The sequence below is a fragment of the Thalassovita mangrovi genome, assembly GCF_009857745.1.
In the GTDB taxonomy this organism is placed as follows: domain Bacteria; phylum Pseudomonadota; class Alphaproteobacteria; order Rhodobacterales; family Rhodobacteraceae; genus Thalassobius; species Thalassobius mangrovi.
The window spans coordinates 159,085-181,075 of the sequence record NZ_WWEN01000009.1 but is presented as its reverse complement, the minus strand read 5'-3'; the positions used below and the strand labels follow the sequence as shown (position 1 = coordinate 181,075).

Genomic DNA, 21,991 nt, shown 5'->3' with positions numbered 1-21,991 from the left:
AACAAGGGATGCCCGCATGACCCGCATCGACGCCAAATTCGCCGCATTGAAGGCCGAGAACAAGAAAGCCTTCGTGGCCTATATGATGGCGGGCGACCCCGATTACGACAAATCGCTGGAGATCATGAAGGCGCTGCCCGCCGCCGGCGTCGACGTGATCGAGCTGGGCCAGCCCTTCACCGATCCGATGGCGGACGGCCCGACGATCCAGCTGGCCGGCCAGCGCGCGCTGGAAGCGGGCCAGACGCTGCAGAAAACGCTCGACATGGCGACCGAGTTCCGCAAGGCGGACGATACCACGCCGATCGTGATGATGGGCTATTACAACCCGATCTATAACCGCGGCGTCGACAAATTCCTGGCCGATGCGAAAGCGGCCGGGATCGACGGGCTGATCGTGGTCGATCTGCCGCCCGAGGAAGACGACGAGCTGTGCATTCCGGCGCAGGCGGCGGGGCTGAACTTCATCCGGCTCGCCACCCCCACCACCGACGACAAGCGCCTGCCCAAGGTGCTGCAGAACACGTCCGGTTTCGTCTACTACGTGTCGATCACCGGCATCACCGGCTCGGCCGAGGCGCAGGCCACCGATGTCGGCCCGGAAGTGGCGCGGATCAAGGCCAAGACCGACCTGCCGGTGATCGTGGGCTTCGGCATCAACACGCCCGAGGCCGCCGAAACCATCGCAAGCACCGCAGACGGCTGCGTGGTGGGATCGGCCATCGTCAAGGAAATCGCCGCGGGCAAATCGGCCGAAGAGGTCGCCGCCTTCGTCAAGACGCTGTCCGACGGCGCCCACCGCGCCTGATTTTTCGGGCGTGCGCCTGTGCTAAGCGCACAGGCAGGGGGCTCTGCCCCCGCCGCCGCAAGCGGCGACTCCCCCGGGATATTTGTGAACAGAAGAAGCTGTTTCTTCTTGGCACAAATACTCCCGCCGGAGGCAAAGACCCGAGCGAATTTGGCGCAGGCAAATTCGTGAGATATCAAGCGCGCGCTGCAAGCGCGCACAATCTGGTCGCGCTCACCCCAAGATCACGTCGAGCAGCATCATCAGGATCAGCCCGGCCAGAAGTCCTGTCGTCGCCTCGTCCTGGTGGCCGTTGCGGTGGGTTTCGGGGATGATTTCATGGCTGATGATATAGATCATCGCCCCCGCCGCGAAGGCCAGCCCCAGCGGTAGGACATAGGCGGAAGCGTGCACCAAGGTGACCCCGATCACCCCGCCCACCGGTTCGACCAGCCCGGTCAGCAGCGCGATCCAGAAGGCGCGGCCACGGCCATAGCCCTGCCCCAGCAGCGCCACCGCCACCGCTAGCCCCTCGGGCGCGTTCTGCAACCCGATGCCGGTGGCGAGCGTCAGCCCGTTGGCCATGTCGCCGCCGCCGAAGCCGATGCCCACCGCCATGCCTTCGGGGACATTGTGAATGGTGATCGCGATCACGAACAGCCACACCTTGGGCAGCGCACCGGGATCGGCGCCCTCTAGGCCGAGGATGAAATGTTCGTGCGGCAGCACCCGGTTGAGCCAGGCCACCAGCCAGGCACCGAGCGCGATACCTACCCCTGCCAGCAGCGCCGCGATCGGTACCGATCCGTAGATGTCGGTGCCGTATCCGATCCCCGGCAGGATCAGCGAGAAGAACGAGGCCGACAGCATCACGCCGGCGGCAAAGCCCAGCATGGTGTCGTTAGACCGCTGCGACGGGCGCCGCCCGAACAGCACCGGCAGCGCGCCGACCCCGGTGGCCAACCCCGCCACCAGGCTGGCGAGAGAGCCGATCAGGATGATGTTGTCCATCGCGGCCCGCCCTTGCCTGTCAGCCCGCCCTGCGGCGCAGGATATGGGTGGTGCGATAGGTCATCACCTTGTCGCCGTCCTGGTTATAGGTGTCGTAGCGAATCTCGGTCCGGCCGCGATCGGGGCGCGATCGCGACGGGGTGGAGCCGATCACCTCGGCCTTGACCTCAAGCGTATCGCCCGGGCGCACCGGTTTCAGCCAGCGCAGTTCCTCGATCCCCGGCGATCCGAGCGAGGCCTCGTTCCAGATATCGGCCTCCAGCGTCAGCAAAAAGCCCACGATCAGGGTCTGGAAACCGCTGCCGATCAGCCCGCCATAGGGGGTATCCTTTGCCGCCTCTTCGTCGATATGGAACGGCTGCGGGTCGTATTGCCGGGCGAAACCGACCATCTCGTCCAGCGGGATTTGCCGCGAACCGGTTTCGAAGGTGAAGCCAACGGGAAGATCGTCGAAATACATGGGGTCTCCTTGCTGCTGCGGTTGACAGGGTCGTGCATCTGGCGCCGGATGGCAATGGATTTGCCATTGCCCTGTTTTCCCGTCATCGGTAAGAAAACCTAACCAATACCGCAGAAAGAGCACGATTATGCCTGTCATCACCTGCATTGAAGACCTCAAGCGCATTTACAAGCGCCGCGCGCCGCGGATGTTCTACGACTATGCCGAAAGCGGCAGCTGGACCGAACAGACCTTCCGCGAGAACGTGTCGGATTTCGACCAGATCCGGCTGCGCCAGCGGGTGGCGGTGGACATGTCGGGGCGGTCTACCGCGACCCAGATGATCGGCCAGGACGTGGCGATGCCGGTGGCGCTTGCGCCGGTGGGGCTGACCGGCATGCAATGCGCCGATGGCGAGATCAAGGCGGCGCGCGCGGCGGAGAAATTCGGCGTGCCCTTCACCCTGTCGACCATGTCGATCAATTCGATCGAGGACGTGGCCGAGGCCACCACGAAACCCTTCTGGTTCCAGCTGTACACCATGAAGGACACCGATTTCGTGTCGCGCCTGATCCAGCGCGCCAAGGATGCCAAGTGTTCGGCGCTGGTGATCACGCTGGACCTGCAGATCCTGGGCCAGCGCCACAAGGACCTGAAGAACGGCCTGTCGGCGCCGCCGAAGCTGACCCCGTCGACCGTCGCCAACCTCGCGACCAAGTGGCGGTGGGGCCTGGGCATGCTGGGCGCCAAGCGGCGTCATTTCGGCAATATCGTCGGCCATGTCGAAGGCGTGTCGGATGCCGCCAACCTGGGCGCCTGGACCGCCGAGCAGTTCGACCCGACGCTCGACTGGGGCAAGATCGCCAAGATCAAGGAAGAATGGGGCGGGCCGGTGATCCTGAAGGGGATCCTGGACGCCGAGGACGCGAAAATGGCGCTGCAGGTGGGCGCCGACGCCATCATCGTGTCGAACCATGGCGGACGGCAGCTGGACGGTGCGATCAGTTCGATCAAGGCGCTGCCCTCGATCCTCGACGCGGTGGGCGATCAGGTCGAGGTGCATCTCGACAGCGGCATCCGGTCGGGCCAGGACATCCTGAAGGCGGTCGCGATGGGCGCCAAGGGCACCTTCATCGGCCGCGCCTTCGTCTATGGGCTGGGCGCGATGGGCGAACAGGGCGTCACCACGGCGCTGAACGTGCTGCACAAGGAGCTCGACATCTCGATGGCGCTCTGCGGGCGGCGGCGGATCGACGAACTGGACCGGTCGGTGCTGCTGGTGCCGGAAGATTTCGGCGGCCGCTGGCAGTAAGCCGGGAGGGCGGAGGGGGGCTGTCTGCCCCCCGGCCCTGGCGGGCCTCCCCCCGAGGATATTTTCAAACAGAAGAAGAGCTGGGGTTTTGACAGGGGCCGCGGCTTGGGGCAGGTTGGCGCGGAAGTCTCAAAGGGTGCCCCATGCTGGTTTTCGTCGATGCCAATCTGGTCCTGTTCGCGGTGCCGAAAACCGGGTCCACCGCCTATCACATGGCGCTGAAGGGGCAGGCCACGATCAGCTTTGCCGGCAAGCCCGCCTACAAGCACATGGCGCTGCGCAAATACGAGCGTCATTTCGGCCCCTTCCTGAAAGACGCCTATGGGATTGAGCCCGAGCGGGTGGCGGTGATGCGCGAACCGGTCGAGCAGATCCGCAGCTGGTACCGGTACCGGTCGCGCCCGACGCCGCGCAAGGAAAAGGGCGTGCTGGGGGGCATGAGCTTCGACGATTTCGTCGCGGCTGTGATTGCGCCGAAGCCGCCGGAATTTGCCAAGATCGGATCGCAGCTGACCTTCCTGTCCTCCGACGACGGGGCGGTTCGGGTCGATCACCTGTTCGCCTATGAACGCCCGCTCCTGCTGCGGCAGTTCCTGACCGAAAGGCTGGGCAAGGATTTCGAGACCAGGCCGAAGAACGTGTCGCCGCAGATCGACGCGCCGCTGAGTGCGGAAATGGAGGCTGCGCTGCGCCAGGCACGGGCGGAGGAATTCGCGCTTTACGACCGGATCGTCACGGCGGGTGGGCATTTGCGGGGGTCGGTGGACGGCTGAGCGGGCGACGCGGCCCCGCGCCCACGAAATAAAGCCTTTCCAATCGGGCGCGAGTCGTCTATACGCGCGGCTTCATGCGGGTATACAGCCTTGGAGGATACCCGCGCATCTAACATATGGAGAATTCAGATGGCTGGAGAAATTCCTGATCTTCACGCCGAGGTCCGGACGGGGACAGGCAAGGGCGCCGCTCGTCAGGCACGTCGCGAAGGCAAAGTACCCGGTGTGGTTTTCGGTGGTGACGCCGAACCGCTGTCGCTCAACATCCCGTTCAACGATCTGCTGAAGCGCCTGAAAGCCGGCCGCTTCAAGTCGACCCTGTTCAACCTGAAGGTTGACGGTCACGACGACGTGCGGGTGATCTGCCGCGATGTTCAACGCGACGTGGTCAAGGACCTGCCGACCCATGTCGATTTCATGCGCCTGCGCCGCACCAGCCGCATCAACCTGTTCATCCACGTCGATTTCCTGAACCAGGAAACCTGCCCGGGCATCAAGAAGGGCGGCGTTCTGACCGTTGTCCGTCCGGAAGTGGAACTGAACGTTCTGGCCGGCGACATCCCCGAAAAGATCGAAATCGATCTGGCCAATGTCAATATCGGCGACGTTCTGCACATCAGCGACGTGACCCTGCCGGAAGGCGCCAAGCCGACCATCGACCGCGACTTCGTGATCGCCAACATCTCGGCCCCGTCGGGGCTGCGTTCGGCGGAAGACGAAGCCGGGGAAGAAGCGGCAGCCGAAGAGTAATCTTCGCGCCATCGCGCTTTGCAATTACGGGAAACGCGGGTCTTCGGGCCCGCGTTTTTCTTTGCGCCAGCTTGCGTTGAACCCGGACCCGGTAGCGGCTAGATTGCGCCCGGGCAGCCAGAAGGAAACCGCGCATGCAGCTTTGGGTGGGATTGGGAAATCCGGGGGCGAAATACGCCGGGAACCGCCACAATATCGGGTTCATGGCGTTGGACCGGGTCGCCGACGATCATGGCTTCGCGCCGTGGCGGAAGAAATTCCAGGGCCAGCTGAGCGAAGGCAAGCTGGGCAGCGAGAAGGTCGTGCTGCTGAAACCCGAAACCTTCATGAACCTGTCCGGCCAGTCGGTCGGCGAAGCGATGCGGTTTTACAAGCTTTCCCCCGCCGACGTGGTGGTGTTCCATGACGAGCTGGACCTGGCGCCGGGCAAGTGCCGCGTCAAGCAGGGCGGCGGCCATGCCGGGCATAACGGGCTGCGCTCGATCCATCAGCATATCGGCGCGGATTACGGACGGGTGCGGCTGGGCATCGGCCATCCGGGGCACAAGGACCGGGTGGCGGGTTACGTGCTGTCGGATTTCGCCAAGGCGGATCAGGACTGGCTCGACGATCTGCTGCGCGGGATCAGCGACGGGGCGGCGGATCTGGCGGCGGGCGACAATGCCCGGTTCCTCAACGCCGTGGCGCTGCGGGTGGCGCCGCCGCGCAGCTCCGGCGGGACCAAGGCGAAGCCGGAACAAGCCGCCAAGCCCGAACCCCAAGCGGAAGACACCCGCAGCCCGATGGAAAAGCTGATGGACAAGTTCAAGTGAGCCTGAGCGCCCATTTCCGCAAGCAGGCCGAAGCCTGCGAGGCGCTCGGATCGCCCTTCACCGCCCGCTTGCTGCGGCTCCTGGCCGAGCGGATGGCACCGGTGCGGGCGGTCGAAACCCGGCTGTTCGGCTGGCCCGCCTCGCAGATGAAGGCCGATGCGGTGGCGCTGCGGCTGGCAGGCGCTTTGCACGCGCTGGTGCTGATGGGGCGCGACGAGGGGCTGTGCGCCGTCTACCCCCCGCATCAGGCGTCCGAGGAGGCGCTGTGGCGCGCCGTGGATACGGCGCTGGCGGCCCATGAGGCGCATATCCTGCACTGGCTCGACAACGCGCCGCAAACCAACGAGGTGCGCCGGTCGGCGGCGCTGATCCTCGGGGCGTCGGTGGCCGCGGATCACTTCCCCGGCCTGCCGCTCAGGGTCAGCGAACTGGGCGCCTCGGCCGGGCTGAACCTGAATTTCGACCGGTTCGGGCTGACCCTGCCCGAAGGCAGCATCGGACCGGAAAACCCGGCCCTGACGCTGGCCCCGGACTGGCAGGGCACCCCGCCGCCGCTGGCGCCGTTCGAGATCGCCGAGCGGCGCGGCGTCGACCTGAGGCCGGTCGATCCGTCCGACCCGGATCAGCTGCTGCGGCTGAAAAGCTATATCTGGGCCGATCAGCCCGACCGCATGGCGCGAACCGAAGCGGCGCTGTCGCTGCCCCCGGCCCCGGTCGATGCGGGCGATGCCGGCGACTGGTTGACCGGACGGCTGGCCGATCCTGTGCCGGGGCGGATCGATTTCCTGTATCACACCATCGCCTGGCAGTATTTCCCCGAAGACACCGTGCGGGCCTGCCGGGCCGCCATCGACCGCGCCGCCACAAGGGCCACGCCGCAGGCGCCCTTTGCCTGGCTCAGCTTCGAGATGGACGACCAGCGCCCCGGCGCGCCGGTTGTGCTGCGGCTCTGGCCCGGCGATATCGTGCTGCCGCTGGGGCGGATGGATTTCCACGGCCGCTGGTTCCACTGCGCATAGGTCTCCCTAGCGACGGGTCCCATTTCGCACCGCGAGCCTAGCCCCCCGAAGCACGGTGCAGCGGGCTGTTTGGCCTCCGTCAAAATTCACACTATCTCAACGCGTTGCTGGTCCCTAAGGTGATATCAGGAAACAGGAGCGCGCATATGGTTACACCCTACCCGTCCGTTAATGTTCTCGGCACCGTTCTGGAGCCCTGTTCCCGCGATCCTCTTACCGGTTATTTCCGCGACGGGCATTGCAACACCTGCCGCGAAGACACCGGCAGCCACACGGTCTGCGTCATCGTGACGGCCGAATTCCTGGCCTTTTCCAAATATGTCGGCAACGATCTGACCACCCCGATGCCGCATCTGCAATTCGCCGGGCTGAAACCCGGCGACAGCTGGTGCCTGTGCGCCGCGCGCTTCCTGCAGGCGCATGACGAGGGCTGCGCGCCGCTGGTGCGGCTGCAATCCACCCATCACGACGCGCTGGATATCGTGCCGCTGGAAATTCTCGAACTCTACCGCGCGCCGGACTGATCGCCGGCCGGTTCGGACGCCTCGACCCCGGGCAATCCGTCGGCCATCAGGTCTTCGATGAACAGGCTCAGCAGCTGCGACCGGTTCGACACCTGCGCCTTGCGGTAGATCGCGTTCGTCTGCGCCTTCACCGTGCCTTCGGACGTGTTGCGCAAACCGGCGATGTCCGCCGTGCTCAGCCCCTTGATCGCGAACAGCGCCACGTCGCGTTCGGCCGGGGTCAGGCCCCATTGACCGAACTTTTCCTCCAGCAGCTCCATGAAGGCGCCCGAGGCTGCCCGCAGCTGCCCTTTCACCCGGCGCGCTTCGCGGAAATTGCGCAGCAGCGCGACGCCGCCAAGCACCAGCCCCAGCAGAAGCCCGAGCGCCGCGCCCACTTCCAGCAATTCGCGGGTTTGCCACGATACCGGGCTGCTGCGGACACCAAGGACCGTCAGCACGATATCGGAAACGAAGAAAACCGCGCAGATCGCCTGAATGACGAAAATCAACGCGATCGAGGCAAAGCTGCGCATTCGGCCGTCCCGTTCAGTCATCGCCACCCGAGTCGCCTTCGCCTTCACCGCCGTCACCGGAATCCCCGCCACCGTCGCTGTCGCCGCCGTCGCTATCGCCACCGTCGCTGTCGCCGCTGTCGCTGTCGCCGCCGTCGCTATCGCTGTCGCCGTGATCCCCGCCGGAATCGTCGCCCCCGCCGGACCCGGCCCCGGCATCCGAACCGCCGCTTTCTCCGGATCCCCCGTTGGACGGAACCGACAGGATCTGCGTGTCGGTCTCATCCTCGTGGGTCCAGAAATCGCGCAGGATTTCGCCGGTGCGCGGGTTGATGATGATTTCGCGCCGTTCCCCGTCGCGCCGCGCCACGATGCGGGTACGGCCCAGCCAGGTGCGCGACATCTCGATTTCGTTATAGCCCTGCTGCCGGAGCTGAGACAGGACACTGTCGCTCAGCCCATCGGCAAAAACGGGCATGGCCGTCAGAATCAGGACGGCGATCAGCGGGATCAGGCGGAATTTTCCGAGCATATCGCAAACCTATAAAGCAATCCGGCTGCCCCGCAAGCAGGGCAGCCGGAAGTTAACCTAACACTGGTTACGCAAAACCACCACGATCAGTCGTCGCTGCCGTGACCGTTTCCTTCGCCGCCATGGCCACCTTCGCCGGCGCCTTCGCCGGAGTCGTCCCCGGCATGCTCACGGTCGCGATCACGGTCGCGATCACGATCGCGGTCACGTTCCTGATCACCCACGCCGTCTTCGCCGTGGGCACGCGCTTGCACACGTTCCTGCACACGTTCACGCAGGCGCTCGCCGGACTCATTCGCGGCCAGCAGACCCGCCTCGACAGTGTTCTCGACAGAGGTCATGAACCGCGCGCTGATGCGCTGCATCGCGGTTTCGGAATTGCTTGCCATCGCCTGGTTGCCAAGAACCAGAACCGACGCGGCCAGGGGGATAAACAGTTTCATAGATCAGTCTCCTCATTACACTCGCCGAAACAGCGGCGGGACAGTGCCGCGTTCGGTCTGGCTGTAACAAAGGGACAAATCGGGGCAGCCGCCATTCGACCTCGGTTTAAACCGCGCCGATAAACCGGAGTTTACAATTTTATCGAATTAATTCAGTACGTTACATCAACGCAAAACGCCCAAAGACACCGGCTGAGACGCCGTCCCGGAGCGAAATAAACCGCAGTTTATCGCGGCAAGAACCAGCGGATGGAAAAAGGCCGGCCCGGGCATCCCGGGCCGGCCTTTTTCGAGATCGGAAAATCGGATTCCACGGCGATTCGATGAACCGCCCGCCGCGTCAGCGCCCCTCTTCTCCGGCGATTTCCACGCCCAGGTGGCGCGCCACGGTGAAGATATCCTTGTCGCCGCGCCCAGACAGGTTGAGCACGATGATATGATCCTTCGGCAGCTCCGGCGCGATCTTCATCACATGGGCGACCGCGTGGCTCGATTCCAGCGCCGGAATGATGCCCTCGGTCCGGCACAGAAGCTGGAACGCCCCCAACGCCTCGTCATCGGTGATCGACACGTATTTCGCCCGGCCGGTATCGTGCAGCCAGCTGTGTTCCGGCCCGATGCCCGGGTAATCCAGCCCGGCCGAAATCGAATAACCTTCGAGAATCTGGCCGTCATCGTCCTGCAGCAGGTAGGTGCGGTTGCCGTGCAGCACGCCGGGCCGCCCACCGGTCAGCGAGGCGCAATGTTCCATCCGGTCGTCGACGCCGCGGCCGCCGGCCTCCACCCCGATGATGTTGACCGACTTGTCATCGAGGAACGGGTAGAACAGCCCCATCGCGTTCGACCCGCCGCCCACGGCGGCAACGATGGTGTCGGGCAGGCGGCCTTCGCCTTCCTGCTCTTCCAGCTGCCAGCGGGTTTCCTTGCCGATGATGGCCTGGAAATCGCGCACCATCGCCGGATAGGGATGCGGACCGGCCACGGTGCCGATGCAATAGAAGGTGTCGCGCACATTGGTCACCCAGTCGCGCAGCGCGTCGTTCATCGCGTCCTTCAGCGTACCCCGGCCCGAGGTCACGGGAACCACTTCGGCGCCCAGCAGGCGCATGCGGAACACGTTGGGTTTCTGCCGTTCGACGTCATGGGCGCCCATGTAGACGATGCATTTCAGCCCGAACTTGGCGCAAACGGTGGCGGTGGCGACGCCGTGCTGCCCGGCGCCGGTTTCGGCGATGATCCGGGTCTTGCCCATGCGCCGCGCCAGCAGGATCTGGCCCAGCACGTTGTTGATCTTATGCGCGCCGGTGTGGTTCAGCTCCTCGCGCTTGAGATAGACCTTGGCGCCGCCCAGGTGCTGGGTCAGCCCCTCGGCGTAATAGAGCGGCGAGGGACGGCCGACATAGTTCTTCCACAGGTCTTCCATCTCGGCCCAGAAATCCGGGTCGGTCTTGGCCTTCTCGTATTCCTCTTCCAGCGACAGGATCAGCGGCATCAGCGTTTCGGACACGAAACGCCCGCCGTGCTGGCCGAAACGGCCCTTTTCGTCGGGGCCGGTCATGAAGCTGTTGAATAGATCGGTCATCGGGTGCGCCCTATATTTGCATCGGCATCTTCATACTGACTTCGATGCGCGAAGGAAATGCCCGGCAGAGAAATTAACCCGGACGTGACGCATCGGGGCCAAAACGCGGGCGCGCGCCCGCGTCAATCGCCCGCGCGCGCGGGCGATCCCCCCGACCGGATGCGCCGGATCGGCTGGGCGTTGCAGCAGATGATGAAATGACGGCCGTTTTCCAGCGCCTGCCAACCGCGCCGTTCCACCTCGCGCAGGAACGCGTCGCGCCCGACGATCCGCTCGATGTCACGCGTCTGGCGCTTGATCACGCCGCCACGGCAGGCGTCGCGCGATGAAAACACGCTGCGCATCCAATGGTCGGGGTCGATCTTGTCAGGCAAAGTTCGCATGGTCCGAGCTTGCCAATTCCTGGTTAAGCGCAGGTTAAGCGCGATTCTCAGGCCGTCAGCGCCGCCTTGATAAAGGCCTCGATCAGCGCCGGGTCCTTGACCCCCGGTGCGCTTTCGACGCCCGAGGACACGTCGACCTGCCGCGCGCCGGTCAGGTTGATCGCCCGGCCGACGTTTTCCGGCGTCAGCCCGCCCGCCAGCATCCACGGGCAGGGCCAGTATTTACGCACCACCAGTTCCCAGTCGAAGGGCAAGCCGCGCCCGCCGGGCAGGTCCGCGCCCTTGGGCGCCTTGGCGTCGATCAGCAACTGATCGGCCACCCCGGCATAAAGATCGATCGCCGCGACGTCGTCACGGGTCGCGACCCCCACCGCCTTCATCACCGGCAGGCCATAGCGCTTCTTGATCTCCGCAACCCGCTCGGGGCTCTCGGACCCGTGCAGTTGCCACATGTCGATGGCGACGCGGTCGTTGATCGCGTCCAGCTGCGCGTCGTCAGCATTCACCACCAGCGCCACCTTGGCCAGCCCGACCGGCGCCGCCCAAGCCAGTTCGCGCGCCTCGTCGAGGCTCAGATTGCGCGGCGATTTGGGGAAGAAGACGAAACCGACATAGGCCGCGCCCGCGCGTGCCGCGAGTTCGACATGCGCGGGGTCGCGCAGCCCGCAGATCTTCACTTTCACGTCGGAAGGCATGGTGGTCTCAGGATGCCTCGTCCAGCAGTGCCAGGACTTCGTCCTTCTGCTCGGCGGTGTCGGCGCGGCGCTTTTCGCGCTTCAGCTGCCGGGTCAGGTCGTGCACTTCGCGCGATTTGCGGCTGGCCGTGGCTCGGTGCTTGTATTCGCGCATCCATTCCCAGACGAAGCCGATCAGCAGTCCGGCGACGATACCGCCGAAGATCACCACGAAAAGCGGCAGGTCGATCGAGTAGGACAGGCCGGTGAAATCGGCCAAGGCCTCGGGCAGCAGCGACAAGGTCACCGCGCCGCGATTGGCCAGGGCCACGGACACCAGGATCACGCCAAGCGTGGCGAGAAAAGCGTAACGAATATAGCGCATGGGCGGTTTACTTTCCGTTCAGTCGGTCGCGCAGCAGCTTGCCGGTCTTGAAGAAAGGCACGTGCTTTTCCTCGACCTGGACCGCTTCGCCGGTACGCGGGTTGCGGCCTACCCTAGCATCGCGCTGCTTGACCGAAAACGCGCCGAAACCACGCAGTTCGACCCGGTCGCCCCGCGCCATGGCGCTGGTGATCTCGTCGAAGATGGTGTTCACGATTTTTTCGACATCGCGTTGGAAGAGATGCGGGTTTTCATCAGCGATTTTCTGGATCAGTTCCGAACGGATCATCGATTATCTCTCCCCCGTGAAATGCATTGATCATCAATAGCGCGTTTCGACCGACTATAGGAAGAAAGAACGTCTTGGGAAACAAGACGCTGGCCTGAAAACCGCCATTGGGGGAAATTTTCGCCCTGATTGCAGCCGGTTTCCGCCGATTGAGGCCGCCATGCGGCCCCGGCAACGCCGCCGAACACCCCGTCGCGCTCCGCCGCAGTGCAGAGAAGCCCTTGATTCGCATATGAATTCGTTAACGCATTCATTGCCTCAGGACGCGCGCTCCGCTTGCCCGCTGCCCCGTCTGCAAAGCCCTGCGGTAGACTGCTTCAGCCCCGAACACGGGCCCAAACAGGCTCCAGCACCCGGTCACGAAAAAGCCCCGCAACCTTGCGGCTGCGGGGCTCTTTCATTCTTGTCGGGGTGGCGACGATTACTCGTCGTCGCCCTTCAGGGCTGCGCCCAGGATGTCGCCCAGCGATGCGCCCGAGTCCGACGAACCGTACTGTTCCACGGCCTCTTTCTCTTCGGCGATCTCGCGTGCCTTGATCGACAGGCCCAGACGGCGCGACTTCATGTCGACATTGGTGACGCGGACGTCAACCTTGTCGCCGACCGAGAAACGCTCGGGGCGCTGTTCGGCACGATCACGCGACAGGTCCGAACGGCGGATGAAGGACTTCATGCCTTCGTATTCCACCTCGATGCCGCCATCTTCGATCGCGGTCACTTCGACGGTGATGATCGAGCCGCGCTTCACGCCGCCAGCCGCTTCGGCGAACTTGTCACCGCCCAGGGCTTTGATCGACAGCGAAATACGCTCTTTCTCGACATCGACTTCCGAAACCACGGCCTTGACGATATCGCCCTTGCGGTAGTTCTGGATCGCATCTTCACCACGTTCGTCCCAGGACAGGTCGGACAGGTGAACCATGCCGTCGATTTCGCCCGGCAGGCCGATGAACAGACCGAATTCGGTGATGTTCTTGACTTCGCCTTCGACCTCGGTGCCCTCGGGATGGGTTTCTGCGAACACTTCCCACGGGTTGCGTTGGGTCTGCTTCAGGCCCAGCGAAACGCGACGCTTGGCGCCGTCGATTTCCAGAACCATGACGTCGACTTCTTGCGAGGTCGAAACGATCTTGCCGGGGTGGACGTTCTTCTTGGTCCAGGACATTTCCGACACGTGGACCAGACCTTCAACACCGGGTTCCAGCTCAACAAACGCACCGTAATCGGTGATGTTGGTGACGCGGCCCTTGTGCACCGAGTTCAGCGGGTACTTGGCTGCGACCAGATCCCACGGATCTTCCTGCAGCTGCTTCATGCCCAGCGAAATGCGGTGGGTGTCTTTGTTGATCTTGATGACCTGAACCTTGACGGTTTCGCCGATCGACAGGATCTCGGACGGGTGGTTCACACGGCGCCATGCCATGTCGGTGACGTGCAGCAGGCCGTCAACGCCGCCCAGGTCAACGAACGCACCGTATTCGGTGATGTTCTTGACTACGCCTTCCACGGTGTCGCCCTCGGACAGCTTGCCGATGACTTCGGCGCGCTGTTCGGCGCGGCTTTCTTCCAGGATGGCGCGGCGCGACACGACGATGTTGCCACGGCGACGGTCCATTTTCAGGATCTGGAACGGCTGCTTCAGACCCATCAGCGGGCCGGCGTCGCGCACGGGGCGGACGTCAACTTGCGAACCGGGCAGGAAGGCCACGGCGCCGCCCAGGTCGACGGTGAAGCCACCCTTGACGCGGCCGAAGATCGCGCCTTCGACGCGCAGTTCGTCGGCATATGCCTTTTCCAGACGATCCCAGGCTTCTTCGCGGCGGGCCATTTCGCGGCTGATGACCGCTTCGCCACGCGCGTTTTCGGCCGAGCGCAGGTAAACCTCGACCTCGTCGCCAACGGCGATTTCGGGCGCTTCACCGGGATTTGCGAATTCTTTCAGATCAACGCGGCCTTCCATTTTGTAGCCGACGTCGATGATGGCCTGGCCCGCTTCGATCGCGATGACCTTGCCTTTGACAACCGAACCCTCTTCGGGGGTGTCCATTTCGAAGCTTTCGTTAAGGAGGGCTTCGAATTCCTCCATCGATGTATTCGCCATGTAGCGTTTCTATCCTTCTAGGTATCGATGTAACTGGCCATGCGGTTGTCTCCGCCGGTCTTGGGGTTAATCGTTGGTCTTCGGGCCGTGCACAAAACAAAGAGGGCCGGTGATCCCGACCCTGCTCGATCTCTTTATTTTATGGCTCTAAGCCTTATCGACAAGGCGCTCTATAAATCCTGTCGTGCTCGTTTGCAAGCCTGAACAGCAAGCAGGCAAGGTCCTGAGCGCATCCTTGCCGCGGGTCGCTCCCTCCTACAGCCGGAAGGGAGGGGGCTTTCACCCCGCCCCGATCAGCTGAACCGTTCCGGCCCGACCCATTGGCCCGCCGAATAGCGGTCGCCATAGGCCCAGCCCACCGGCAGCACCTGTTCGATCCGCACGACGTCCGTATCGCTCAGCACCACCTCGGCGCCCTTGACCAGTTCGGCGAAATGCGCGGTCGAGCGGGTGCCGGGGATCGGCAGCATGTGATCGCCCTTGTGCAGCGTCCAGGCAATCGCCAGCGACGCCGCCGGCATTCCCATTTCCGCCGCCAGCGCGCGGAACGCATCGGTCGCGGCGATGTTGTAATCGTAATTGGGCTGCTTGAAGCGCGGGTTCACCTTCAGGAACTCCAGCTCGGGCACGCGGGAGGCCGGGATCGGATCGTCGGTCAGGAAGGACCGGCCCACCGGCGAAAACGCCACGAAGGCGGTGCCCAGTTCCTCGCAGGCCTGCAGCAGGCCCAGTTCCGGCGCGCGGGTGGCCAGCGAATATTCCGACTGCACTGCCGCGATGGGATGCACCGCCGCCGCCCGGCGCAGGGTGCTGGGCGCGATTTCCGACAGGCCGATGGACTTGGTCTTGCCCTTCTTCACCAGCGCCGCCAGCGCCTCGGCCACTTCCTCGATCGGGCGCTCGGCCTGGTAGCGGTGCATGTAGAACAGATCGACGCACTCGACGCCCAGCCGTGCCAGGCTCTTGTCCAGCTCGGCCTCGAAATGTTCCGGCGAGTTGTCGAAAACGCGGTTGCCGTCGGCATCCTTGGAAATCCCCGCCTTGGTGGCGATGACGAAATGATCGCGTGCCTCTTGCCCACGGGATTTCAGGAACTCGCCGATGGCGGTTTCCGACCGGCCCATGCCATAGACATTGGAGGTGTCGATATGGGTAACCCCGGCCTCCATCGCCGCGTCGAGAATGGCGTAGGAATTTTCATCCGTCGTCGGCCCATAGAAATTGGCAAAGCTCATCGCGCCGATGCCAAGCGACGATACGTCCGCCCCGTTTGCCCCAAGTTTCCTGATCTGCATGTCTTTTCCCTCAGCTCTGCGGCACCGCGTCAATCCGCGTGCCTGCGTTTTTCGATCTCTTCGATGGCCGCCGCGATGGCCGCCTCGATGCTCAGCTCCGACGTGTCGATCAGCACCGCATCTTCCGCCGCCTTCATCGGCGCGCTGGCACGTTCCGCGTCGCGCGCGTCGCGTTCCTTCACCTCGGCCAGGACCTGCTCGAAGCTCAGCTCCGATCCCTTGCCCTGCAATTCCTTGAACCGCCGCTCGGCCCGCACCTCGGCGCTGGCAGTGACGAACAGCTTCGCCTCGGCCTCGGGGCAGATCACCGTGCCGATGTCGCGCCCGTCCAGAACCGCGCCGCCCTGCCGGCGGGCGAAGGCGCGCTGGAAATCGACCAGCGCCTCGCGCACCTCGGGGATCGCCGCGACCTTGCTGGCGGCCTGCGCCACCTCATGGGTGCGCAGGTTGGTTGCTTCCAGATCCTCCGCCCGCAGGGTCTGCGCTGCCAGGGTCGGTTCCACCCCGTCCAGCATCCGCGCGCCCACCGCGCGATAGAGCAGCCCGGTATCGAGATGGGCAAAGCCGTAATGCGCCGCCACCGCCTTGGAAATGGTGCCCTTGCCCGCCGCTGCCGGGCCGTCGATTGCTATGGTGAAGGCCATTACTCTATCTCCTCGCTGGACCAGCCTTCGCGATGATGCGGCACCGCGTCGGTCAGGTTTTCGTAATCGCCCTTGTAGGCGCAGAAGATGTGGTTTTCCACCCGCGTTCCGGTCGCACCATCGACCGTGCCCAGCGAGACCCAGATCGACCCGTCGCCTTCATCCCAGAACAGGTAGGACCCGCAATCGGGGCAAAAGCCGCGCCTTGTCCCGGGGGACGATTCGAACCAGCGCGGATCGCCCTTTATGCTCAGGCTGTCGCGCGGCACCGGGGCGGCGATGGAATAACTGCCGGTCGCCTTGCGGCACTGGATGCAATGGCAGGCGGTGGCAGGGCCGAATTCGGCCTCGACCTCATACCGGATGTCCCCGCACAGGCAGCTGCCCCGCCTCACAGCTTGCCCCATCGGCGCAATCCGGCATGGCCCGCCGCGATCAGCGCCAGCGCCAGGGCCGCGAATTTCACCGCCGTCGCCGCGCTGGCCCAGGCCACCAATCCATCGCTCACGCCCTGCGCTCCGGCCTCCAGCATCCTGCCCACCAGCGCGTTTTCACTCCAGTCCACCAGCACGTAAAGCGGCGCCAGCCAGACCGCGCGCGCCGCGCCCAGCCAGCGCAGCGTGATCCAGATCCAGACGCCCAGAAGCGGCGGGAACAGCGTGTCGATCCAATGCATCGGCCCGGTGTAAATCCTGACCTGATCGGGACCAAGCGCCGCCAGATACTCCCGCGCCGCCTGCGCCGAATAGCCCAGCACCCGCGCGTCGAAGGGCGGCAACCGGTCCGGCCCCGCGTAAAGATAGCGCGCCCCCAGCCACAGCAGGATCGCGTAAACCGCCGCCGTCACCAGCGTCAACCCCAGCCAGGCCGGCTGCACCCGGGTCATGGCGCGTCCGCCGCGGTGAGGAATGAATGCGTCATGAAACCGGCTTTCTTCTGAGGCGCCGTGCGGCCCAAACCGCCAGCGACACCAGAAACAGGGTAAAGGCGAGCGTCGAAAACGCCGATTTCAGTATCGTCGCGGTGCTGGAGGCGCGCAACGCCCAATCCGTCACCGCCGCCGGGTCGGCCCGCAGCATCCCGCGCACCAGCATGTTCTCAAGATAATCGCAGCCGGACCCGGCAATCGCCGCCGCCGCCGTCGCCCATCGCAGCCAGCGGAAACCCGGGCGTAGCATCAGATGCGCCCCCAGCGACAACACCGCCGCCAGCAACGCCGGATAGGCCAGATCGAGAAGCGCCTGCGGCCCGAGATAAAGCGCCCTTCCCGCGTCGCTCAAGGCAGACAAGAAGGCCCGGCCTTCTTCCGCGGAATACCCCTTGGGCCGCAGATCGAAGGCGGGCAATCCGCCAGCCGATTGGGAAATTTCCGGCAAGGTCCAGGCGACCATCGCCGTGTAGATGATCATGGCCAGCGCGAACAGGAACCAGAACAGCCGCGCCATCATGCTTACCTGTTGCTGCGCTCGACCCGCGCGCCCAGATCCGCCATCAACCCCTCGAAGATCGGGAAGGAGGTGGCGATCGGGCTGCCGTCATCGACGCTGACCGGCGCCTCGGACGCCATGCCCATCACCAGGAAGCTCATCGCGATCCGGTGATCCAGGTGGCTGGCACAAGTCACACCGCCCGGCACCTTGCCATGGCCGCGCCCCTTGACGATCCACCAATCCGGCCCGTCCTCGACCTCGACCCCGCCCGCGCGCAGACCCGTGGCCATCGCCTCGATCCGATCGCTCTCCTTGACGCGTAATTCCTTCACCCCGCGCATCACCGTGTCGCCCTGCGCGAATGCCGCGACCACCGACAATACGGGATATTCGTCGATCATGCTGGCGGCACGTTCAGGCGGCACCTCGACGCCTTTCAGCTCGGGCGAAAACTTCGCCCGCAGGTCCGCCACCGGCTCGCCGCCCTCTTCGCGCATGTTCTCGAATGTCAGGTCCGCGCCCATATCCTGCAGCGTATAGAACAGCCCGGCCCGGGTTGGGTTCAGCCCGATATTGGGCACCAACACGTCCGATCCCGGCACGATCAGCGCCGCGCAAACCGGGAAGGCCGCCGAGGAAGGATCGCGCGGCACCACGATACTCTGCGACTTCAGCTCGGGCCGCCCGGTCAGGGTGATGACCCGGCCCGCATCTGTCACTTCCGTCGTGATCTCCGCACCGAACCCCGCCAGCATCCGCTCGGTATGATCGCGGGTCGCTTCCTTCTCGATCACCACCGTTTTGCCCGGCGCATTCAGCCCCGCCAGCAACACCGCCGATTTCACCTGCGCCGACGGCACCGGCACTTCGTAGCGCACCGGCACCGGATCGGCGGCACCCACGATGGTCATCGGCAGGCGCCCACCGGCGCGGCCCACCGCCAGCGTGCCGAACAAAGCCAGCGGATCGGTCACCCGCGCCATCGGCCGCTTGTTCAGGCTGGCATCGCCGGTGAAGGTCGCCGTGATCGGCGATGTCGCCATCGCCCCCATGATCAGCCGCACCCCGGTGCCCGAATTGCCGCAATCGATTACATTCCCGGGCTCGGCGAAACCTCCGACACCGACGCCATGCACATGCCAGGTGCCGTCATCGTCGCGCGTCACCTCGGCCCCGAAGGCGCGCATCGCCTTGGCCGTGTCCAGCACGTCCTCGCCTTCCAGCAGCCCGGTGATCACCGTTTCCCCAACCGCCATAGCGCCAAGGATCAGCGATCGGTGGCTGATCGACTTGTCGCCGGGCACATGCGCCTCGCCCTTCAAGGGTCCGCATTTGCGCGATGTCATCGGGATCGGGGTGCCGTGGCCTGACATGAAAGCTCTCCTCAAAACCTGACCGCGTGATAGCCCAAAGCCGAAGGGGCGTCCATCGGCTGGCTTCATCTTGGTTCAAATACCCGCAAGCGCGTCTGCGCCGCCCGCACAGCGTCACGGAAGGCACGCCTAAAAAACCGCAGCAGACCCGACCAAACGACCCGCTGCTTCTTCTTGGTTCAAATACTCAAAAAAGCACGCAGCTCACCGCTTGCGGAAGGTCAGATAATGCGGCACCCGCCCCTCGCGCAGCGCCTTCTGCTCGTAACGGGTGGACAGCCAGTCCCCCCACGGCTCACGCCAATCGGAAGGACCCTCGGCCAGCCACTCGAACCCGGCTTTCGGCACCTCTTCCAGCGTCTGGCGCACGTAATCGGGAATATCCGTCGCCACCCGGAAAATCGCCCCGGGCTTCAGCACCCGGTTCAGCGGCTGCAGGTATTCCTGCGTCACGAACCGGCGGCGGTGATGGCGCTTCTTCGGCCAGGGATCGGGGTAGAGCAGGAACGCCTTGTCGATCGAGGCATCGGGCAGCACGTCAAAGAGGTCGCGCGCATCGCCGGGATGCACCGCCACGTTCTGGGTGCCCAGCCGCCGGATCTTGCCCAGCAGCATCGCGACGCCGTTGATGAACGGTTCGCAGCCGATGATTTCGACCTCCGGATAGGTCTCGGCCATATGCACCATGTGCTCGCCACCGCCGAAGCCGATTTCCAGCCAGACAGGTTTGCCGTGGAACCGTTCGGCCATGTCGATCGGTTCGCGCGCGGGATTTTCCTCCCAGCCCACCGCGCCGGGCGACAGGGCGGCAAGGTCCTCGTCCAGATAATCCTTCTGCGCCTGATTCAGCGTCTTGCCGTGAATCCGGCCATAGAAGTTGCGCCAGGGCGCCTTGGGATGCTTGTTCGAAGAGGTCATGGCGCGCCCTTTAGCCCGGATGGGCGCGATTCACAATTGCCAGCTTGCACCGAATGGTAAAGCGCGCGACGGACGCCCCCAAGAACCGCCCCGCCCCCGCACTATTGTGCGCATACGAACAATCACTGTCAGATTTATCCGAATTTTCTGCGCGAGGGCACAGAGGCATCTTAACCATGACGCCCGGCATGGGCGGACCAGAGATCTTGAAAGGACCTTCTCCGATGACCCAATACCAAAGCTACGCCGCGCCGCTGGGCCGGCTCTTCCTCGCGCTGATCTTCATCGTCGCCGGGGCGCAGAAAATCACCGGCTATGCCGGCACCCAGGGCTATATGGAAATGATGGGCGTGCCCGGCGGGCTGCTGCCGCTGGTCATCCTGACCGAACTGGGCGGTGGCATCGCGCTGCTGCTGGGCTGGCAGACCCGTATCGTGGCCTTCCTGCTGGCGGGCTTCTCGCTGGTGTCGGGCTTCCTGTTCCACTACCTGCCGTCGCTCGGCATGGAAGGGATGGAAGCGCAGACCCAGACCATCATGTTCATGAAGAATATCAGCATCGCCGGCGGCATGCTGATGATCGTGGCGCTCGGCGCGGGCCGCTACGCGCTGGACAATCGCAGCACCGCCGCCGCGGTTCCGGCGGAATAATCCCTACCAAGACCCAGCCCTGCGCGCCCGCGCAGGGTCCGGAATTCAAAAAAAAAGGGGCGGAAAATGCAACATTTTCCGCCCCGTTTTCTGTTCTCGACGACGCCCCGATCAGAGCGCCGCTTTCAGCGCCTCGACCAGGTCGGTCTTTTCCCAGCTGAAGCCGCCATCGGCCTCCGGCGCGCGGCCGAAATGGCCGTAAGCGGCGGTGCGCGAATAGATCGGACGGTTCAGCGACAGGTGGGTGCGGATGCCGCGCGGGGTCAGGTCCATCACCTGCGGGATCGCCAGTTCGATCGCCGCCGCCTCGATATCGCCGGTGCCGTGCAGGTCGGCATAGATCGACAGCGGATGCGACACGCCGATCGCATAGCTCAGCTGGATCGTGCAGCGTTCCGCCAGACCCGCCGCGACCACGTTTTTCGCCAGGTAGCGCGCCGCATAGGCCGCCGAGCGGTCCACCTTGGTCGGGTCCTTGCCGGAAAACGCGCCGCCGCCATGCGGTGCCGCGCCGCCATAGGTGTCGACGATGATCTTGCGACCCGTCAGGCCCGCGTCGCCATCGGGGCCGCCGATGACGAATTTGCCGGTCGGGTTCACCCACCACTGGGTTTCGCGGGTGATCCAGCCCTCGGGCAGCACTTCGCGGATGTAAGGCTCGACGATTTCGCGGATATGATCGCTGGTCTGGTCTTCCTCGGCGTGCTGGGTCGACAGCACGATCGAGGACACGCCCACCGGCTTGCCGTTCTCGTAGCGCACCGAAATCTGCGATTTCGCATCCGGGCGCAGGGTCGGCTCGGCGCCGGATTTGCGCGCCTCGGCCAAGCGGCGCAGGATCGCGTGGGAATACTGGATCGGCGCCGGCATCAGCGCCTCGGTTTCGTTGGTGGCATAGCCGAACATGATGCCCTGGTCGCCCGCGCCCTCGTCCTTGTCGTCGGCGGCGTCGACGCCCTGGGCGATATGGGCCGATTGTTCGTGCAGCAGGTTGGTGATCTCCACCGTCTTCCAGTGGAACTTGTCCTGCTCGTAACCGATGTCCTTGATGCAGTCGCGGGCGATACCGTCGATCTTGCCCATGTATTCGGTCAGCTTCGACTGGTCAGACAGACCCACCTCGCCGCCGATGACGACCCGGTTGGTGGTCGCGAAGGTTTCGCAGGCGACGCGCGCCTCGGGTTCCTCGGCCAGGAACGCGTCCAGCACCGCGTCGGAAATCCGGTCGCAGACCTTATCCGGGTGTCCTTCCGAAACGGATTCGGAAGTGAAAATGTAGTTCTGTCGTGACATGAATAGTGCTCCATTAGAGTCTGCCCGCCACGCCAGGTAGCCGTTGTGACGGGGATACATATTCGTTACGCGCGCCGA

The 21,991-nt window shown here is 64.5% G+C and carries 27 protein-coding genes and 1 riboswitch; of the genes, 8 read left to right on the top strand and 19 right to left on the bottom strand.

Features of this window, described 5'->3' with window-relative positions; genetic code table 11:
- Positions 1-16: 16 nt before the first annotated feature.
- A complete protein-coding gene (trpA, locus tag GR167_RS17850; protein ID WP_160975090.1) occupies positions 17-808 on the top strand; it encodes a tryptophan synthase subunit alpha in 792 nt (263 codons plus the stop codon).
- A 213-nt stretch (positions 809-1,021) separates the two neighbouring features.
- On the opposite strand, the gene GR167_RS17845 is transcribed toward trpA, so the two are convergent.
- The gene (locus GR167_RS17845) at positions 1,022-1,798 is read right to left on the bottom strand and encodes a ZIP family metal transporter (RefSeq protein WP_160975089.1); all 777 of its coding nucleotides are present in this window, start codon (positions 1,796-1,798) and stop codon (positions 1,022-1,024) included.
- 19 nt (positions 1,799-1,817) lie between these two features.
- On the bottom strand, positions 1,818-2,258 hold the full coding sequence (locus GR167_RS17840) for a MaoC family dehydratase (RefSeq protein WP_160975088.1): 441 nt from the start codon (positions 2,256-2,258) through the stop codon (positions 1,818-1,820).
- Positions 2,259-2,385: 127 nt separating this feature from the next.
- On the opposite strand from GR167_RS17840, the gene GR167_RS17835 reads away from it, so the two are divergent.
- The 6 genes from GR167_RS17835 (at position 2,386) to GR167_RS17810 (ending at position 7,427) form a co-directional block, all read left to right on the top strand.
- On the top strand, positions 2,386-3,549 hold the full coding sequence (locus tag GR167_RS17835; RefSeq protein ID WP_160975087.1) for an alpha-hydroxy acid oxidase: 1,164 nt from the start codon (positions 2,386-2,388) through the stop codon (positions 3,547-3,549).
- Between the two features lie 143 nt (positions 3,550-3,692).
- Complete coding sequence (locus GR167_RS17830) at positions 3,693-4,322, top strand: hypothetical protein (RefSeq protein ID WP_160975086.1); 630 nt, start codon at positions 3,693-3,695, stop codon at positions 4,320-4,322.
- 129 nt (positions 4,323-4,451) lie between these two features.
- Complete coding sequence (locus tag GR167_RS17825; protein WP_160975085.1) at positions 4,452-5,072, top strand: 50S ribosomal protein L25/general stress protein Ctc; 621 nt, start codon at positions 4,452-4,454, stop codon at positions 5,070-5,072.
- 134 nt (positions 5,073-5,206) lie between these two features.
- On the top strand, positions 5,207-5,884 hold the full coding sequence (pth, locus tag GR167_RS17820; protein WP_160975084.1) for an aminoacyl-tRNA hydrolase: 678 nt from the start codon (positions 5,207-5,209) through the stop codon (positions 5,882-5,884).
- Entirely contained in the window at positions 5,881-6,903 is a 1,023-nt protein-coding gene (locus GR167_RS17815; protein ID WP_160975083.1) for a DUF2332 domain-containing protein, read from the top strand. Before pth ends, GR167_RS17815 begins: the two co-directional genes overlap by 4 nt.
- A 146-nt stretch (positions 6,904-7,049) precedes the next feature.
- Complete coding sequence (locus GR167_RS17810; protein ID WP_160975082.1) at positions 7,050-7,427, top strand: DUF2237 family protein; 378 nt, start codon at positions 7,050-7,052, stop codon at positions 7,425-7,427.
- On the opposite strand, the gene GR167_RS17805 is transcribed toward GR167_RS17810, so the two are convergent.
- From GR167_RS17805 to trmB, 16 genes are all read right to left on the bottom strand, one after another.
- Positions 7,409-7,963, bottom strand: coding sequence for a helix-turn-helix transcriptional regulator (locus tag GR167_RS17805; RefSeq protein WP_235916018.1), 555 nt, complete (start codon positions 7,961-7,963; stop codon positions 7,409-7,411). The genes GR167_RS17810 and GR167_RS17805 overlap by 19 nt on opposite strands.
- A complete protein-coding gene (locus GR167_RS17800) occupies positions 7,956-8,453 on the bottom strand; it encodes a hypothetical protein (RefSeq protein WP_160975081.1) in 498 nt (165 codons plus the stop codon). The genes GR167_RS17805 and GR167_RS17800 overlap by 8 nt, the downstream gene beginning before the upstream one ends.
- 86 nt (positions 8,454-8,539) lie before the next feature.
- Complete coding sequence (locus GR167_RS17795) at positions 8,540-8,896, bottom strand: hypothetical protein (RefSeq protein ID WP_160975080.1); 357 nt, start codon at positions 8,894-8,896, stop codon at positions 8,540-8,542.
- A gap of 340 nt (positions 8,897-9,236) precedes the next feature.
- On the bottom strand, positions 9,237-10,478 hold the full coding sequence (trpB, locus tag GR167_RS17790) for a tryptophan synthase subunit beta (protein WP_160975079.1): 1,242 nt from the start codon (positions 10,476-10,478) through the stop codon (positions 9,237-9,239).
- Positions 10,479-10,600: 122 nt separating this feature from the next.
- On the bottom strand, positions 10,601-10,861 hold the full coding sequence (locus GR167_RS17785) for an N-(5'-phosphoribosyl)anthranilate isomerase (protein ID WP_160975078.1): 261 nt from the start codon (positions 10,859-10,861) through the stop codon (positions 10,601-10,603).
- Positions 10,862-10,908: 47 nt separating this feature from the next.
- On the bottom strand, positions 10,909-11,556 hold the full coding sequence (locus GR167_RS17780) for a phosphoribosylanthranilate isomerase (RefSeq protein ID WP_160975077.1): 648 nt from the start codon (positions 11,554-11,556) through the stop codon (positions 10,909-10,911).
- 7 nt (positions 11,557-11,563) lie between these two features.
- Positions 11,564-11,920 carry a lipopolysaccharide assembly protein LapA domain-containing protein gene (locus GR167_RS17775; RefSeq protein WP_160975076.1) on the bottom strand — a complete coding sequence of 119 codons (357 nt, stop codon included), beginning with the start codon at positions 11,918-11,920 and terminating at the stop codon, positions 11,564-11,566.
- A gap of 7 nt (positions 11,921-11,927) precedes the next feature.
- Entirely contained in the window at positions 11,928-12,209 is a 282-nt protein-coding gene (ihfB, locus tag GR167_RS17770; RefSeq protein WP_160975075.1) for an integration host factor subunit beta, read from the bottom strand.
- Between the two features lie 421 nt (positions 12,210-12,630).
- Positions 12,631-14,310, bottom strand: a complete 1,680-nt coding sequence (gene rpsA, locus GR167_RS17765) for a 30S ribosomal protein S1 (RefSeq protein ID WP_160975074.1) — start codon at positions 14,308-14,310, stop codon at positions 12,631-12,633.
- Positions 14,311-14,603: 293 nt separating this feature from the next.
- On the bottom strand, positions 14,604-15,605 hold the full coding sequence (locus tag GR167_RS17760) for an aldo/keto reductase (protein WP_160975073.1): 1,002 nt from the start codon (positions 15,603-15,605) through the stop codon (positions 14,604-14,606).
- Positions 15,606-15,634: 29 nt separating this feature from the next.
- On the bottom strand, positions 15,635-16,249 hold the full coding sequence (gene cmk, locus GR167_RS17755; protein ID WP_160975072.1) for a (d)CMP kinase: 615 nt from the start codon (positions 16,247-16,249) through the stop codon (positions 15,635-15,637).
- Positions 16,249-16,656, bottom strand: coding sequence for a GFA family protein (locus GR167_RS17750; RefSeq protein ID WP_212770027.1), 408 nt, complete (start codon positions 16,654-16,656; stop codon positions 16,249-16,251). The genes cmk and GR167_RS17750 overlap by 1 nt, the downstream gene beginning before the upstream one ends.
- Positions 16,641-17,135, bottom strand: a complete 495-nt coding sequence (locus tag GR167_RS17745) for a hypothetical protein (RefSeq protein WP_160975071.1) — start codon at positions 17,133-17,135, stop codon at positions 16,641-16,643. Before GR167_RS17745 ends, GR167_RS17750 begins: the two co-directional genes overlap by 16 nt.
- A gap of 31 nt (positions 17,136-17,166) precedes the next feature.
- Positions 17,167-17,694, bottom strand: a complete 528-nt coding sequence (locus tag GR167_RS17740) for a hypothetical protein (RefSeq protein WP_160975070.1) — start codon at positions 17,692-17,694, stop codon at positions 17,167-17,169.
- 5 nt (positions 17,695-17,699) lie between these two features.
- Positions 17,700-19,052: a 3-phosphoshikimate 1-carboxyvinyltransferase gene (gene aroA, locus GR167_RS17735; RefSeq protein WP_160975069.1), complete on the bottom strand. Its 1,353-nt coding sequence runs from the start codon at positions 19,050-19,052 to the stop codon at positions 17,700-17,702.
- Positions 19,053-19,256: 204 nt separating this feature from the next.
- Positions 19,257-19,970 (bottom strand): tRNA (guanosine(46)-N7)-methyltransferase TrmB, encoded by a 714-nt coding sequence (gene trmB, locus GR167_RS17730; RefSeq protein ID WP_160975068.1) that lies wholly within the window; start codon positions 19,968-19,970, stop codon positions 19,257-19,259.
- 224 nt (positions 19,971-20,194) lie between these two features.
- Here trmB and GR167_RS17725 point away from each other — a divergent pair, with 224 nt between their 5' ends.
- On the top strand, positions 20,195-20,620 hold the full coding sequence (locus tag GR167_RS17725; RefSeq protein ID WP_160975067.1) for a DoxX family protein: 426 nt from the start codon (positions 20,195-20,197) through the stop codon (positions 20,618-20,620).
- Between the two features lie 111 nt (positions 20,621-20,731).
- Here the strand turns inward: GR167_RS17725 and metK are convergent, their stop codons facing one another.
- Positions 20,732-21,913 (bottom strand): methionine adenosyltransferase, encoded by a 1,182-nt coding sequence (metK, locus tag GR167_RS17720; RefSeq protein WP_160975066.1) that lies wholly within the window; start codon positions 21,911-21,913, stop codon positions 20,732-20,734.
- A gap of 6 nt (positions 21,914-21,919) precedes the next feature.
- A riboswitch (SAM-SAH riboswitch) is annotated at positions 21,920-21,968 on the bottom strand.
- Positions 21,969-21,991 lie beyond the last annotated feature (23 nt).